Source organism: Streptomyces sp. NPDC042364 (assembly GCF_056437585.1).
In genome coordinates this window covers 17,863-33,122 of sequence record NZ_JBWKAJ010000009.1, presented here as the reverse complement: position 1 = coordinate 33,122, position 15,260 = coordinate 17,863, and the positions used below count along the sequence as shown (strand labels likewise).

The 15,260-nt window shown below is 70.7% G+C and carries 12 protein-coding genes; 5 read left to right on the top strand and 7 right to left on the bottom strand.

What is annotated here, in order from left to right:
- The first annotated feature begins 224 nt into the window (after positions 1–224).
- Positions 225–1,178, top strand: a complete 954-nt coding sequence (locus tag AC067N_RS19530) for a bifunctional riboflavin kinase/FAD synthetase (RefSeq protein ID WP_478680150.1) — start codon at positions 225–227, stop codon at positions 1,176–1,178.
- Positions 1,179–1,298: 120 nt separating this feature from the next.
- Here AC067N_RS19530 and AC067N_RS19525 read toward each other — a convergent pair whose 3' ends face one another.
- The 3 genes from AC067N_RS19525 to eccE all read right to left on the bottom strand — a co-directional run bounded on the left by AC067N_RS19525 (position 1,299) and on the right by eccE (position 7,309).
- A complete protein-coding gene (locus AC067N_RS19525) occupies positions 1,299–4,919 on the bottom strand; it encodes an SCO5717 family growth-regulating ATPase (RefSeq protein WP_478680149.1) in 3,621 nt (1,206 codons plus the stop codon).
- Between the two features lie 222 nt (positions 4,920–5,141).
- Entirely contained in the window at positions 5,142–5,975 is an 834-nt protein-coding gene (locus tag AC067N_RS19520; protein WP_478680148.1) for a hypothetical protein, read from the bottom strand.
- The gene (gene eccE / locus AC067N_RS19515; protein WP_478680147.1) at positions 5,972–7,309 is read right to left on the bottom strand and encodes a type VII secretion protein EccE; all 1,338 of its coding nucleotides are present in this window, start codon (positions 7,307–7,309) and stop codon (positions 5,972–5,974) included. The genes AC067N_RS19520 and eccE overlap by 4 nt, the downstream gene beginning before the upstream one ends.
- A gap of 195 nt (positions 7,310–7,504) precedes the next feature.
- On the opposite strand from eccE, the gene eccB reads away from it, so the two are divergent.
- The 4 genes from eccB (at position 7,505) to AC067N_RS19495 (ending at position 11,333) form a co-directional block, all read left to right on the top strand.
- Complete coding sequence (eccB, locus tag AC067N_RS19510) at positions 7,505–9,043, top strand: type VII secretion protein EccB (protein WP_478680146.1); 1,539 nt, start codon at positions 7,505–7,507, stop codon at positions 9,041–9,043.
- Positions 9,044–9,056: 13 nt separating this feature from the next.
- The gene (gene mycP, locus AC067N_RS19505; RefSeq protein ID WP_478680145.1) at positions 9,057–10,322 is read left to right on the top strand and encodes a type VII secretion-associated serine protease mycosin; all 1,266 of its coding nucleotides are present in this window, start codon (positions 9,057–9,059) and stop codon (positions 10,320–10,322) included.
- 298 nt (positions 10,323–10,620) lie between these two features.
- The gene (locus AC067N_RS19500) at positions 10,621–10,965 is read left to right on the top strand and encodes a WXG100 family type VII secretion target (protein ID WP_478680144.1); all 345 of its coding nucleotides are present in this window, start codon (positions 10,621–10,623) and stop codon (positions 10,963–10,965) included.
- 59 nt (positions 10,966–11,024) lie between these two features.
- On the top strand, positions 11,025–11,333 hold the full coding sequence (locus AC067N_RS19495) for a WXG100 family type VII secretion target (RefSeq protein WP_478680143.1): 309 nt from the start codon (positions 11,025–11,027) through the stop codon (positions 11,331–11,333).
- Positions 11,334–11,397: 64 nt separating this feature from the next.
- Here AC067N_RS19495 and AC067N_RS19490 read toward each other — a convergent pair whose 3' ends face one another.
- The 4 genes from AC067N_RS19490 to AC067N_RS19475 form a co-directional block, all read right to left on the bottom strand.
- Positions 11,398–11,718, bottom strand: a complete 321-nt coding sequence (locus AC067N_RS19490; protein WP_478680142.1) for a DUF397 domain-containing protein — start codon at positions 11,716–11,718, stop codon at positions 11,398–11,400.
- A 67-nt stretch (positions 11,719–11,785) separates the two neighbouring features.
- A complete protein-coding gene (locus AC067N_RS19485; RefSeq protein WP_478680141.1) occupies positions 11,786–12,409 on the bottom strand; it encodes a hypothetical protein in 624 nt (207 codons plus the stop codon).
- Between the two features lie 3 nt (positions 12,410–12,412).
- On the bottom strand, positions 12,413–14,731 hold the full coding sequence (locus AC067N_RS19480; RefSeq protein ID WP_478680140.1) for a DUF6571 family protein: 2,319 nt from the start codon (positions 14,729–14,731) through the stop codon (positions 12,413–12,415).
- Positions 14,731–15,237: a hypothetical protein gene (locus tag AC067N_RS19475; protein WP_478680139.1), complete on the bottom strand. Its 507-nt coding sequence runs from the start codon at positions 15,235–15,237 to the stop codon at positions 14,731–14,733. Before AC067N_RS19475 ends, AC067N_RS19480 begins: the two co-directional genes overlap by 1 nt.
- Between the last annotated feature and the right edge of the window lie 23 nt (positions 15,238–15,260).

The following is a 15,260-nucleotide window of genomic DNA, read 5'->3' as shown; positions in this document are numbered from 1 at the left end:
ACCGCACGAATGGGCGGTGGTGCGGCCGAGCACCCGACGGATGATCGAGAACCTGGCGGGGGAGCCGGGGGAGCCGGGGGCGAGGGTGCCCGCCCGAGACGGGTGTCTCCACCGTGCTCCCGGTCACAGGCCGGATGCCGATGCGGGACGACGGCTGCGGGCATGGCACCCTTAGACCTGCGTAGAGGCAACCACGGACACAGGTTCGACGAGGAGCGGTCACAGTGCAGCGCTGGCGTGGCTTGGAGGACATCCCCGAGGACTGGGGGCGCAGCGTCGTCACCATCGGTTCCTACGACGGGGTGCACCGCGGGCACCAGCTCATCCTCCGGCACGCCGTGGAACGCGCTCGCGAGCTGGGTGTTCCCTCCGTCGTCGTCACCTTCGACCCGCACCCCAGCGAGGTGGTGCGCCCCGGTACCCACCCGCCGCTGCTCGCCCCGCACCACCGGCGAGCCGAACTGATGGCCGAGCTGGGCGTCGACGCGGTCCTGGTCCTGCCCTTCACGACGGAGTTCTCACGGCTGTCGCCGGCCGACTTCGTGGTCAAGGTCCTGGTCGACAAGCTGCACGCCAAGGCCGTGGTCGAGGGCCCCAACTTCCGCTTCGGCCACAAGGCGGCCGGCGACGTGGTGTTCCTCGCCGACCAGGGCAAGACGTACGACTTCGAGGTCGAGGTCGTCGACCTGTACGTGACGGGTGAGGCGGGCGGCGGCGAGCCCTTCTCGTCCACGCTGACCCGACGGCTGATCGCCGAGGGCGACGTCGAGGGCGCACGGGAGATCCTCGGGCGCCCCCACCGCGTCGAGGGCGTTGTCGTACGCGGCGCCCAGCGCGGCCGCGAGCTGGGCTTCCCCACGGCCAACGTCGAGACCCTCCCGCACACCGCGATCCCCGCCGACGGCGTCTACGCAGGCTGGCTGCACGTCGAGGGCGAGGCCATGCCGGCCGCGATCTCCGTCGGCACGAACCCGCAGTTCGACGGCACGGAACGCACGGTCGAGGCGTATGCGATCGACCGCGTCGGCCTCGATCTGTACGGACTCCATGTCGCCGTCGACTTCCTCGCGTTCGTGCGCGGCCAGGCGAAGTTCGACTCGTTGGAGGCGCTGCTCGTGGCGATGGCGGAGGACGTCAAGAAGTGCCGCGAGCTGATCGGTGCGTACGAGGGGGCGTAGTCCCCTCCTCGGTCTGACCGGACACAGGGCAGGCATACAGGACACAGGGCAGGCATGACGGGAAGGCCCGCACCGTGAGGGACGGTGCGGGCCTTCCGGTTTTGCCCTGTTGTTGCTCTGCTACTGCTGTGGGGGTGCGGCCGGCGGAGGGGTCTGGCCCCCCGGCTGGGGCGGGTACGGCTGGCCCGGAGCCGGGTGGCCGTAGAGCGGCTGGCCGGGCTGGGGCTGCCGGCCCGGCTGGGGGGCCTGGCCCGGATAGGGCTGACCGGGGTACGGCTGAGCGGGATAGGGCTGTCCCTGCTGTGGCGGGTACGGCTGGCCCGGCAGCGGCGGGGCGGCCACCGGCGGCGGGTTGCCGTCGGACGTCCACAGCCCGTGCGACTGCTGGTGCCGTGCGATGTCCTCGGCGACCATCGCGGCGAGCGTGAAGTACGCCTCCCGCACCTTCGGCCGCATCATGTCGAGGTCCAACTCCGCACCCGCCGCCAGGTGTTCGTCGAACGGAATGACCACGACGCCGCGACAGCGCGTCTCGAAGTGGTGGACGATGTCCTCCACCTTGATCATCTTTCCCGTCTCGCGCACACCGGAGATGACCGTGATGGACCGTGCCACCAGGTCCTGGTAGCCGTGCGCGGAGAGCCAGTCCAGTGTCGTGCTGGCGCTGCTCGCGCCGTCCACGGACGGCGTCGAGATGATGATGAGCTGGTCGGCGAGGTCCAGCACCCCGCGCATCGCGCTGTAGAGCAGACCCGTACCCGAGTCGGTGAGGATGATCGGGTACTGCTTGCCGAGCACGTCGATCGCGCGCCGGTAGTCCTCGTCGTTGAACGTCGTGGAGACGGCCGGGTCGACGTCGTTGGCGATGATCTCCAGCCCCGACGGGGCCTGGGAGGTGAACCGCCGGATGTCCATGTACGAGTTGAGGTACGGGATCGCCTGGACCAGGTCACGGATGGTCGCGCCGGTCTCGCGGCGGACCCGGCGGCCGAGCGTGCCCGCGTCCGGGTTGGCGTCGATCGCGAGGATCTTGTCCTGTCGTTCGCTGGCGAGCGTGGAGCCGAGGGCGGTGGTGGTCGTGGTCTTGCCGACGCCGCCCTTGAGGCTGATGACCGCGATGCGGTAGCAGGACAGGACGGGGGTCCTGATCAGCTCCAGCTTCCGCTGCCTCTCGGCCTCCTCCTTCTTGCCGCCGAGCTTGAACCGCCCGCCACCGCCCGTCGGACGGCTGCTCTTCGTCTTCTGCTTCTTGTTGTTGAGCAGCCGGTCGGAGGACAGCTCCACCGCCGCCGTGTAACCGAGCGGCGCCACACCGGGGTTGGTCGGCTGCCGGTGGTCGTGCTGCACCGGCTGCGGCCAGGCGGTGCCGGCACGGGGGTCGACGGGAGCGGGGTTGCCCGCGGCGGCCTGCGGGGGGCCGGGTTGGGCAGGGATGCCGGGGTGGCCGAACTGCCCGGGCTGGGCGGGGTGACCGGGGTGGCCCGGGGTGCCGGGCTGGCCGGTCTGGGCCGGGGGTTGAGGGAAGCCGTAGCCTGCCGGACCGGGCTGGCCGGGGATCGGGGCGTGCGGCTGGCCGGGACCACCGGGCTGGTCGGGCCCACCGGGTTGGGGGAAGCCGTACCCGCTCTGGGGTACGCCGGGGGTGCCCGGTGTGCCGGGCGCGCCGGGGGCCGCAGCGGTACCGCCGGGGCCGCCGGGAGCGCTGGGACCGCCGGGCTGGGGGAAGCCGTAACCCGCGGGCGGGGCCGGGGGCTGCGGGGTGTTCGGAGCGGGCGGGGCGGCCGGAGTGTGCGGGTCGCCGGAGGCGCTCGGGGTGCCTGGGTGGGCCGGTGGCTGAGGGAAGCCGTAACCCGGGGCGGGCTGCGCCGGGGGCGCGGCGGGCGCGGGGGCGCCGGGCGGGCCGGGTTGCCCCGGCTGTACGGGAGGGGCCGGCGGCTGGGGGAAGCCATAGCCGGCGGGGGGCTGACCGGGCTGGGAGGGGGGCTGGGGGAAGCCGTAGCCGGCGGGGGGCTGGCCGGGCTGGGAGGGGGGCTGGGGGAAGCCGTAGCCGGCGGGGGGCTGGCCGGGCTGGGACGAGGGCTGCGGGAAGCCGTAACCCGCCGGGGGCGGGGCGTCGTTGGGGGCCTGCGGAGGGGTCGGCGCACCCGGGGTGCCCGGAGCGTAGGGTGCGCCCGGTGTCCCCGGGGCGGAGGGCGCGTCCGGGGTTCCCGGCGTACCGGCTGCCCCCGGTGCGGCACCGGCCGCGTCGCCCCACGCCGCGGGCGCCCCCTGCGGGACCTGCGGAGGAGACGGCTGCTGCGGGACCGACGGCTGCGCCGGGTCCGGGGCCTCGGGAAACGCCTGTGTGGCCGGGGCCGACGGGGCGGACGCCGGCCACTGCGCGGCCGGGGCGGGTGCGGCGGGCTGATACGCGGGCGGCAGCGGCGGCAGCCCTCCCTGCGGGCCCGGCGGGGGAGTCCAGGCGGGAGGAGTCCGCGGTACGGCACCGGAGGCGTCCGGAGAGGCGGGCGCGGGAGGTGCGTCCTGGGGCGCCGGACCGTCCTGCGGGGCGGCGCCCTCGGCGTCCACGGTGTCGGCGGCGGCGTCTGCGGGCGCGTCGACGTCCGGCGTGGCTGCCTGTGGGGCGGTGTCCTGCGGGACGGCATCCGTCGGCTCGGCCGCGGCCGAGGCGGGGGCAGGGGCGACGGTGTCGCCGCGCCGGTCGCCTTCCGCGGCTCCGGTATCGCCGGATGCGCCGGCGGCCGTCGAGCCCCCGGCGGTCACACCACTCGGGTCGTCCTCGCCGGATGCGTCGGCATCCGGCGAGCCCTCGGCGCTCACGCCGTCCTGCTCGGTCTGGTGTTCCACCACATCGGCCGGGCCGCTATCCGCGGGCCGCTCGGTCGGACCGGCGTCGGCGTCGGCCTCGCGGGCGACATCCTCCTGGGCCTGGCCCTGAACCGTGTCCGGGGCCTGAACCGCGCTCTGAACCTGGTCGCCGGGCGAGGAACCGCTCTCCGCGGTCCCCTCGGCGCCATGGTCGCCGCCCAGGCCACCCGCACCGTCGCCGATCGTGCCCTCGGCCCCGGGCGCGCCCGCGCCCGTGTCCGCTCCCTCGGATGCCGGCCCCTGCGCCTCAGGCCCGGGCGGCTCGGAGCCCTCGGCCGGCGCCTCACCGCCGGAACCGGCGTCGGGACCCGCACCGACGCCCGAACCCGCGTCGGGTCCGGCCTGTGCGCCCGCGGCGGCCTCCGCACCCCCGGCGGGGGCAGGGCCACCCCCGCTGTTCGCGGCGGCAGCCGCCTCGGTCGCGGCCACCTGCGCGATGTCACGCTTCAGCGCGGCGGCGGAGATCCGCATGGTCGCGCCGCTCTCGATGTCACCGGTGTCGGTGTCGGTCTGAGCGGGAGCCGGGGCGGGGGGCTGACCCGGAGCGGGCGCGGCGGCCACCGGGGGCCACGGCGGCGGATAAACGCCGCCCGACGCCGTACCCGCCGGGTCGACGGGCGGGCCGGCCGGCGGGGCCGCCGGAGGTGTGGCCGAACCGGCCGTCGGGGCGGCTGCTCCCGCACCCGCCCCCGCGTCCGTGCCAGTCGCCGGATCCGATCCGGCCCCTTGCGACGAGGCGTTCTGCGTGTACCAGGCAGGCGGCGCGTAGTCGATGGTGAACTCGCCCGTCGTCTCGATGGCGGACTCCGCGTCGGACTGGTCATCGCCGGGTGTGGCCCAGCCCCCGCGCATCCCGTCCCGATCGCTGTTCACAGTTCCTCCTGGTGTGGTCGAGCACCCTCAAAGTCGTACCGGGGCCGACCGTTCTCGTCGTTCGAGCCGTGTCGTCCTGAACGTCGTGGTGTGCGCCCCCGGTCCCAGCCTAATCACCACGAGCGTGACGACGGCAGGCCCGTCCGCCCCTCCGTGCCCGCCCGTTCCGTCACATCCCGCCCCGAGGTGACGTCCCCATCCCCAACGACCGGGCGCCCGGCCTCAGTCCATCCGCCGGGGCGTACCCAGCAACCCCGTCTCCGCGTCGGTCGGCTGGGTCATCACGTACTGCCGGTCGCGGTCCGCGCACCACAGCGTGACGCCGTCGGCGAGCGTCGGCAGCGACTCAACGTCCGCCCGGGGCAACGCCATCGTGCGCCCCAGCTCGGCGGCCTCGTCCGGCGAGACCCGCTGTACGCCGACGAGCCGCGCCTGGCGGATGAGCCGCGGGGCGACCGGGCTGAGATACGGCAGCAGCGTCAGCACCGACTGCCAGGGCCCGGAGACCACTCGACCGCGCGGCGGCCGCATTCCGCAGTCACGCACGACCAGGACGGGGTTGCCCGCCGAGGCACCCTGAGGGGGCACCCGGCCCACGTCGTACACGGTCATGCCGTTCTGCCCACCGCCCATGGCGTGCACCATCTGCATCCACAACTGCGCCCGCCCGGTCTCCACGGCGACGCGCGCCCCCGTCGCCGCCGCGCGCAGCGCAAGGACCTGTGCGGTCCACAGGCCGCCGATGAGGACGACGTCGTACGGCGTGGGCCGGTTGACGCCCAGCACGGCGGGCTGTCCCTCGGCGTCCACCCCTATGACGACCCCGTCGTCCCCGATGGGCAGCGCGAGCGAGTCGACCTGCTCGACGGAGAGCGCGTGCCGCCCGTGCCGGGGCCCGATGAGACCGAGACCGGAACGCACCCGCTCACGCACACGTTCCCCGACGGACGGCCCGGTCGAGGGCCGACCGGACGGTGAACCGGTCGGCGAAGCCGGCGGATACGAACCCTGCGGATAGGAACCCGGCTGCGAACCGGTACCGGTCAAGGCCGTCACCGGGCACCTCCGAGAGGCAGAGTGGCGAGCACACCCGGCAACTGCTCGCGGTCGAGCCGCGCGAGCCCGGCGCCGGCCTCCCGGGCGGCGTGCTCCAACGCGTGCCGGGCGGCCACGAGTTCGTCGTCGCCGCGTCCGGTCACCCGTAGGTGACCGGTGAGCGTCACATCCTGCCGGTCCCCGCGCGCCATGGTCAGACTGAAGGTGGTGGCGAGCGCGGGCACGGCCGTCAGCGCGCCCACGAGCTGAGGGAGCGAGGGCCCCTGGCCGCCCAACTGCGGCCAGCGCCGCACCCAGTAGGTGGTGTGCCGCCGGTTGTCGCAGCGCCAGCTCCGTCCGGACTCCTCGGTCCGCCGCTGCGGCGTGTCCGTGCGGCCCGCCTCGGCCGTCACCAGCGGATTGGCGCAGGCCGAGGTGGCGATGGCGGCGATCAGTTCCTCTTCGTCGAGCACGGTCGCCCGGAATCCGGCACCGGTCAGCCGGCTCGCCAGGTGGTCGGCGACCCGTACGACGCTTTTCTGGGCCCCCACGAGTCCGCCCCCGCGCATGGCGACGGCCTCCGGGCAGAGTTCAGGGTCGAGCTTCAGGGCGATCCAGGTGATGCGGACCGCTGGTGCGCCCGTCTGGGCCTGCAGCGGCGCGTAGTTGCTGACGGCGACCGACTGCCGGGGAAGCTGTATCGCGGGCGCCGGCTGGGTGTGCAGGACGACCTGGGCACTCTCCAGCCGGATGCCGTCGACCTCCAGCGCGTCCCGCACCAGCCCCAACGGCAGCGGCTGCCGGCTCCGCTCGGCGCGCAGCGCCGTCACGTCCGCCTCGACCTGGAGGACGGCTGTGACGAAGGTGCCGTCCCCGATGATGCCGACCGGCCGACGCTCCCGGCCGCTGTACGCGTACGTCCGCAGACTCGGGTCGCATTCGACGGCGGGCGCGAGGCCGGGCTCGGTCCCCGGCCGAATCACCGAGGCCGCCGCCTTCTTCTGCCGTGCCTTCAACGCCCTTGCCGTGGCCAGCCATTCGGGCAGCGAGCGCCCTCGGCGGCGGGCGACGGCGAGGAGGACGAGCAGGACGGCGACGACGGCCGCGGGAATCAGGGCAAGGGGGCCCACGACCAAGGCGACCAGCAGGACCGCGACGGCGATCTCCAGCAGAACGATCCGTTGCAACCGGAACGCCCCCGACTGCCGAGCGCGGGGCCTCGGTTGCACCGCGACGGATGGGGTGGGTGTCGCACCGGGCGCCGACGGCTGCCTCGCAGGGTGCGGCGCGGGGGCTGGGGAGACCCGTGTCCGGGACCGGTCACGCGACCGGGTCCGCGCTCCGGAAATCCTCACTCCATCCCCCCGTTCTGCCCACAACTCTCCGGAATTTCCCCGGCACACAGGCTCCGGGAAGATCCAGGTACCCTACCCGCTCCACAGTGCCGTCCCGGTACCAGGCATAGTAGGGGGCCGGTCTGACGACGGAGGGCGGGGGACGGTGACCCCCGAGCGCCAATCAGGGCGAGACACGGGGAGATTCAGGCACACATGGCATCTCGGCGGGACCAGCTCAACGCCTACACCTTCGCGAAGCGCCGTATGCTCGCGTCCTTCCTCCAGTCGTCCCCCGACGGTTCGGACGAGGGAGCCCCGCGCCCGCTGCGGGCCGTCCTGCCGGGCACCATCGTCGGAGTCGTCATCGTCGCCGCCTTCGGGGCGTGGGGGATGTTCAAGCCGACGGCACCGGAAGGCTGGGACGAGCCCGGCGAGAAGGTGATCATCGCCAGCAAGTCCACCACCCGGTACGTCGTCCTGGAGACCGAGAGCGGGGCCGGCAGGAAGACCCAGCTCCATCCCGTCCTCAACATGGCCTCCGCCAGGCTGCTGCTCGCCACCGGAAAGGGTGAGGTCGTCACCGTCGACGAGTCCATCCTCGACAGGGGCGACATCCCGCACGGCGTGACGATCGGCATCCCGTACGCCCCCGACCGGCTGCCCTCCGCCGAGGAGGCGGGCGCGAAGAAGCGGTGGGCGGTCTGTGAACGGCCGGGTCCTGGCGGCAGGGCCATCCAGAAGGCGGCGTTCGTCCTCGCCTCCCGCGACATGAACAGGACCGAGGGCCGGAACAGGCTGCGCGGCGGCGAACTCCTGAACGTGGTGGACCCGGACGGCATCCGCTACGTCGTGGACGCGGGCGGCACCGCGTACAGACTGGACGGCGACGACGACGCACTGGTGCGTACCGTCGTCGGATCCCATCGCCAACCCCAGCGGGTGAGCCGGCAGTGGCTCGACACCCTCCACCCGGGTGACCCGATCACGTTCCCGAGGATCGAGGGCCGGCCGGGTGACCCGGCGGACGTCCCCGGTCTGCTGGAGGACGACGAGGCAAGGGTCGGCATGGTCCTGAAGGCGAACGACGGGGACGAGGCGCAGCACTACGTGGTGCTGCCGGACCGGGTCGCGCCCATCTCCGAGTTCGTCGCCGAGTTGCTCCTGGCGAGCAGTGACCTGGTCTCCCTCGGGCAGAGGGGTGACGCGCTCGGGGTCAGCATCGGGTCGATCATGCCGGGCAAGCCGTTCGAGGCGGACAGGAAGTGGCCGACCCTGAAGCCGGTCGCCGTCAACGACGCGTCGGGCCCCGGCCGGGGCCGGGGCACCGTCTGCAACGTCCTGCGGGACGTCGACGAGAAGGACCGCGGCGCCACCACCTTGAGCACATGGGCGGGCAGCGACTTCCCCGCGACGCTGGCCACCGGCTCCTCCAGTGCCTACGTCACTCCCGGCTCCGGTCAGCTCTACCGCCAGTTCAAGGGCGAGGAGACCAAGGCCGGCAGCGTCTTCCTGGTGACCGACACCGGTCTGCGCTACGCCCTGCAGTCCAACGCGGACGGGGCCGGGGACGACGCGGGCATCGGCATCACGGAGAAGGAGCGCAAGCAGCTCCAGAACGAGGCGCAGCTCGCCCAGGTCCGCCTCGGCTACGGAGACCTGGACCCGGCCGTGATCCCGGCCGAGTGGTCCGTCTTCCTGCCGACGGGCCCCCGCCTGTCGACGGCGGACGCGCGTCAGCCGCAGGGATCGTGAGGGGGAGTCCTCCATGCGACAGAAAAGCCATGCATTGACCGGCTCGTCCGCTCGCGGTCGACGCGTCCGCACATCCGCCGCGACGACCGCCGCGCTCGTCCTCACCGGCGCGGTGACGGCGACGCCCGCGGCCGCGGCCTCCCCCGACCAGTGCGTCTTCGGCAACAACACGTACGAGGGCCGCCCCTGGTCCCTCCAGCGCGTCCTCCTCGACGAACTGTGGAGCCAGTCGAAGGGCAAGGACGTACGGGTCGCCGTCATCGACACGGGAGTCGACGTCCGCAACGAGCAGCTGAAGGACGCCGTCGACGCCTCCAGCGGCGCCAACTACCTGCCGGAGAAGGACGACAAGGGCCGGCCCATCGACCGTGGCAAGGCCGACGGCACCACGGACGCGGTCGGCCACGGCACACGGGTCGCCGGCATCATCGCCGCCCGCCCCGCCAAGGGCACCGGTTTCGTCGGTCTCGCCCCCGAGGCGACCATCATCCCCATCAAGCAGAACGACGCCGAGGGCCACGGCACGACGAAGACGCTGGTGCAGGCGATCCACCATGCGATGGACGAAGAAGCCCACGTCATCAACATCTCCCAGGACACGGCGAACGCGGTCGAGCCGGACGAGTCGCTCCGGCGGGCGATCGACGAGGCCCTGGCGCGGGACATCGTGGTGGTCGCGTCGGCGGGCAACGACGGTCTCGGCGGCGACGACAAGAAGACCTACCCCGCGTCGTACGAGGGCGTCCTCGCCGTCGCCGCCTCGGACCGCAACAACGAGCGGGCCCCCTTCTCCCAGTCGGGGGACTTCGTGGGCGTCGCCGCCCCGGGAGTGGACATCGTCTCCACGGTCCCCAAGGGCGGGCACTGCTCCGACAGCGGCACCAGCTTCTCCGCACCGTACGTCGCCGGGGTCGCCGCCCTGATCAAGGCCAAGCACAACGACTGGACCGCGCCACAGATCGTCGCCCAGATCGAGCAGACCGCCGAGCGTTCCTTCGCGGGCCACGACCAGCGCGTGGGCTGGGGAGTGGTGGACCCGGTCCGCGCCCTCACGGACGACGACCAGCCGATCGAGTCACCCGACCCTCAGGAGGGACTGACCGAGGCGGAGGCCCCCACCGCCGAGGAACTCCACCTCGGCGAGACCCCGCAGGAACGCAGCGAGCGGTACGCCACCTACGCCCTGGGCTCCACCGTGGTCCTGGCCGCGCTCATCGCCGGTACCGCCGTCGTGACACGTGATGTGCGCCGCCGCGCCCGACGAGGCACCCCCGAGTGAGCCAGGATCCCGCTCCGCCGACCCGAGCGGCGACCGTCGCCGGCGCCGTGCTCTCCACGGGTCGAGCCGCGGTTTTGTGGTCGCAAACTTTCCACGAGGCAGGCGCGCCGGATACCCGCGTCGACAGCTCTCCCAGGTCGCTCACGCGCTGCCCGACTGCTTCGCAACTTGTTTATCACCGACTTCAGTTGGCCCCGTTTTGCACATTGACTACAGTGGTCCACCGAGTGACGCGGCCTGACTGAAGGTCTTCGAGTAGTGGCGTAAGGCCACGGGTTCACGAAAGGGAGTGCGGCATATGGCGGCCGACGGGCGGAAGCTCAGTAGTGACGAGGTCTGGCTCCTGGAGCAGAAGATCGTCGCGCGGTACGACGACGTCAGGAAGCTTCTCGGTCGTCTCCAGGGGACGATCGACATGATCGAGAAGAACTGGACGGGCCAGGGCGCGGCTTCCTTCAACAGCAAGCAGACGCAGATCAACGACCATGTTGCCGGTCTCGGTCGTGTGCTGGAGAAGTTCCTTGAGGGCGTCAACCTCAACCGCAAGGACAAGGACAAGCTGGAGGACCAGCTCCGCCAGGACATCGCCCAGATCGACGTGCAGGACCTGGGTGGCAAGACCTCGGCGCTCAGCAGCTACTGAGCTGTGACCGCCTCCGCTCAACGGACCGCAGTCCGATCCATCGAGGAGACAGAGCAGTCATGACAAGCGTCAATGGCGACTACCAGGATCTTGCCGTCAAGTACGGCACGCTGGACGCCCTCACCACCGAACTCCACGACCTTGCCCGGCAGTTCGGGGACCAGGTCGAGGCGCTGAAGGCGGACGTGGACAGGATCGCCGCGAGCTGGGAGGGCGAGGCCCACGGGGCCTTCAAGGCCCAGCACGAACAGTGGGACATGCACGCCAAGGGCATCCGCGAGGCGCTCGGCGCCGTCGTCAAGGTGATCGGGAACGCGGGTGGCGACTACCGCGGCGGTGACCTCAAGGGCGCGAGCTACTTCCTGTGAGGTAGCCCAACGACAAGGGGGTGGGTACGCGCGGGAGGTGCCCACCCCTCACCCGTCTGTTCCGTTATTCCGTCGCCGGTCCACCGTTGTGCGGCGCCGGCTCCAGATCGAACTCCCCGTCCCGCGCCCCCAGCACGAACGCCCGCCACTCGGCCTCCGTGTAACGCAGCACCGTCTCCGGGTCCAGCGACGACCGCATGGCGACGGCACCCCCCGGCAGATAGGCGATCTCCACCCGTTCCTCGTGCTCCTCCGTTCCGGGCGCGCTGTGCCACTCCACCCCGGAGATGTCGAGGGCGTACAGCTCGTTCTTCTCCCGCTCCTTACGCGCCTTGACGTCCTCCTCGGCCTGAGCGCGTGCCTCGGTGTCCCGTGCCTCGGTCATGCTGATGGAAACCTTTCTGACGTGCGAACGAACCGTGTACGCACCCTACTTGCCGAGGTGCCCCCGGTCAGAAACTCACTTTGGACGGCAGCTCACAGCGTGCCTTCTTATGAGCAGAGACCGCGGCGTTCTTGACCAGATCGATCAGATTCTCGCGCAGCGATGATGGGCTGGCGCTTCCCTGCTCTTTGAGGTTGACGGCGACGCTCAAGTGGTGACGGCCGATGGCTTTCGCGGTGCAGGGGAGATAGATGGCGGCGACCTTGTCGGAGGCGACGGCTTTGACACCGGCTTTGAAGGGGGTCAGCGAGGACACGGAGTCGCGTTGTGCGACTTCTTCCTCCAGCCAGTCGTCCGTGTCGTCGTACTCCATCATCTCGGCTTCCGCATACATGAGTTGCTGACCGTCCCCATATACGAAACATGCCCTCAAGAAGGAGCTGTCCATCTGATCCCTCCGAGGATCAGGGAGATCGTTCCGGAACGAGTAGGAGGATCTCTCGGGGAGAACGGCCTTCAATGCGGTTGCGGCCCCCGGGGTGTCACCGAACGTTGAGCAGACATCCGCTGCCTCGATGTCTCCGGTCTTCTTGAAAGGGGGAAGGTCGAAGGCGTAGGCAGCACCTGCTAGCAGAGCCAGCGCCAGGACGACACTCGCGGAGATGACAATCTTCGTTCGCTTCGCGCTCACGGGTCAATCTTCCTTTTCCAGTTGCCCAGGAATTCCCTCACCGCTGATGTAATCGTGGATATGGGTTCTTGCGGTGTCGAAGCCATCCTGTGCCGCGCTCGCAACGGATGCCTCGATCATCGGCGAGCGGTGACCGGAATTCTCGCCGGCCTTTCTGGCGGCCTCCTCGACCATCCGGTAGGTGGAGTCCGCCGCGTCCTGGAACTGCTGACCGTTCCGGTAGATGACATCTCCGGAGGAATCCTTCGCCATGCCGCCGGTGATGGCCCCGATGATCTCATCGGCCGCAGTGCCGGCCACACCGCCGGCGACGATCCCACCGGGCCCGACGAACGGCGCTGTGGCCAGACCGACTCCGATGCCCACGGCAGTGCCGCCCCAGGTACCGGCGTGTTCCAGAGCGGAGTTGTAGTCCGCGTCCTTGGCGCCCCCTTCGATCTCTCCCTCGTAGGCGCGGCCGGCACCGATGATCCCTTCGACCTGACCTGCGGTTCGAGCGATTTCCTCGATTCCAGCCTTGAGGCGATAGGGCTGGTCGTATCCGTGATCGTCCACATACGCTTCGGGATTTTCGAAGTGGTAGTGCATCAACTGTGTCGTATAGCTGTTTTGGCCCAGATTTACGGCTGTGTAGCCTTCAGGGTTCCTCCCCAGAGCGTAAAGGAATCGAGTGAGGTCCTGCTCTCCCAGCTTGGCCGCGGTTCCGGCGATGGGGAACAGGGAATCGCCGCTGTCGAAACTCGCATGCAGCCCCCGATGAATATCCGGCATATACTCCGCCGCGATCTGCCCCACGCTGTCCGACATATAGCCCTTGTCCGTCAGCCGTGACGGGTCCTCGGAGATCGAGTGAACGAGCGACTCCACCAGCTTCGCCTGCTCCGCGTTGTGGGCCGGAGTGTCGGCCGTGGGCATCTCGCCTGCCGGATGCCCCGTGGTGGCCGCTTCCAGGGCCAGGGCCAGATTGTTCTGGCCGGTGTGGAGGTCATCGCCGTCGGAGCTTCTCTCCTTGGGCCAGTCCCTCTCCTCGAAGAGGTACTGGAAGTTGGACAACGTGACCTTGCCCTTGTAGCCGTCGTCGTCCGTGTCCCGCTCGAACGGGTTGTCCGGGTCGTTCCTCGACACGTACTCCTGGTTGAGGAACGACGTCGCCGCGTCCGGGCTGTTGGACAGTCCCTTCAGGAAACCCGTCAGCGGGTCGGCCCCGCTGTCCTCTCCGATGCGGTTCAGGTACTGGGACGTCCCCGCCGCCCCGCCGTACTGCCAGACCAGGTTGTCGCGTTCGCCGTTGCCCGTGAGCTTGCGCTCGGCGGCCATCAGCTCGGTGCCGTACCGGTCGAGGAAGGCGTCGTCGTAGTCGCCGACGCGCATCAGATTGCTCATGACCTGGAAGCCCGTCGGCCCCATGCCGCCGGCCCCGACACGGGTCTCACCGAGGCCGATCATGTCGCGCTTCCATGCGGCCATGGCGGCCGAGTCGCTCTGCGACGCACCCGCCAGTGTGAGACTCAGATGGCGCTGGAGATCGTCGAACCGGTCGCCGCGATCCCGCACCAGTTCGTAGTTGCCGCTCGGACCGGTGATTCCCGTCCAGAACTCCAGTGTCTTCCTCGGCCCGAGCCCCGTGGCGAACCGTTCCGCGAAGAGGTCGTCCCTGCCGTACTTCTTGAGACCCGCGCTGAGCCGGTCGAATTCCCTGACCGTCAGGTCCTCGGGGTTCTTCTTCGCCAGCCGGGCCAGTGCGTCCGCCTCCTTGACCGCCCTGGCCGCCGAGTCCCGGTCCTGGTAGTTCGCGTCGGAGAAGCCCAGTTCGCTCTGGTCGGCGATGGCCCTGAGTACCGTGCCGGCCGAGGAGTCGCTCTCGGTGGCCCTGTCGAGGATCTCCTGGATCTCGTCCCGCAGCGCGACGATGTCGCTCCGACTGTCCTTGTCCGCATGGGCGCGTCCCTCCGGGGGGACGTTCGACGTGACGGTGAACCCGCCGTCGTGACCGATGACGGTGAGATTCTTCTGCCGGCCCCGCTCGATGGCGGCGTTGAGCTGCCGCCGGTACTCCCTCAACTCGGCACAGGTGTCCCGCAGGATGTTCCGAATGGTCCTGGCCTGCACATGGGCGTCCGCGAACTCCCCGGCCGTCTTGCCGATGAACTCCTTGGTGACGGTGGCGTTGTAGCCCGCCCAGTTCGCTTTCGCGGCGGCGCCCTTGAGGCCCTTCTCGGCGTCCTCCTTGAGCGTCTCCAAGTCCTTGACCATGGTCGACCAGTCATCGACGGCGTCGTCCAGCAGACCGAAGTCGGCGGTGCGCAGAGCGTCGAGGTCCATCAGCCCTTGTCCTTCTTCTCACCGGAGTCGCCGTACACCGGGTTGGGTTCGCCGCGGGCGCCCACCCGTTCGTCGAATCCGGCGTCGAGCGTGTCGATGCTGCTGATCAGCCCGTGGACGTAATTGTCGTTCCCCGAGTGCAGCTTCGTGCTCACGGTCATGTGGTTGGAGATGTGCGCGCACGCCTCGCGCAGGGAGGAGACCTGCTCGTCCCAACGCGTCGCCGCATGCCGCAGCCCACCGCCCAGCGCCAAACCGCTCCTGGACAGCGATTCCGCGGCCTTGTCACTGGTGGGGACCGCTCGGCGTCCCTTGTCCCACAGGTCCTCGTAGAGGTCCAACGCCTTCCGGCCGATGTTCGCCAGGTCGTCCTGACCGACCTTGAGATCCCCGTACGTCTCGGCCGCCGGGGACCCACTGCCGGGCTCCACCTGGTTCAACCGCATCCCCGCCGACGGGCGCTCCGCCGCCTCGGACTTCAGCCGTTCCCACTCGTCCCACGCCACGGGCGTACTCCCTTCCGGTCGGA

What these genes read in the sequence shown, in the direction of transcription:
- AC067N_RS19480 (WP_478680140.1), bottom strand. Translation starts at nt 14,731, where the DNA reads ATGGACCTCGACGCTCTGCGCACCGCCGACTTCGGTCTGCTGGACGAC.
- mycP (WP_478680145.1), top strand. Translation starts at nt 9,057, where the DNA reads ATGCGACAGAAAAGCCATGCATTGACCGGCTCGTCCGCTCGCGGTCGA.
- AC067N_RS19495 (WP_478680143.1), top strand. Translation starts at nt 11,025, where the DNA reads ATGACAAGCGTCAATGGCGACTACCAGGATCTTGCCGTCAAGTACGGC.
- AC067N_RS19500 (WP_478680144.1), top strand. Translation starts at nt 10,621, where the DNA reads ATGGCGGCCGACGGGCGGAAGCTCAGTAGTGACGAGGTCTGGCTCCTG.
- eccB (WP_478680146.1), top strand. Translation starts at nt 7,505, where the DNA reads ATGGCATCTCGGCGGGACCAGCTCAACGCCTACACCTTCGCGAAGCGC.
- AC067N_RS19490 (WP_478680142.1), bottom strand. Translation starts at nt 11,718, where the DNA reads ATGACCGAGGCACGGGACACCGAGGCACGCGCTCAGGCCGAGGAGGAC.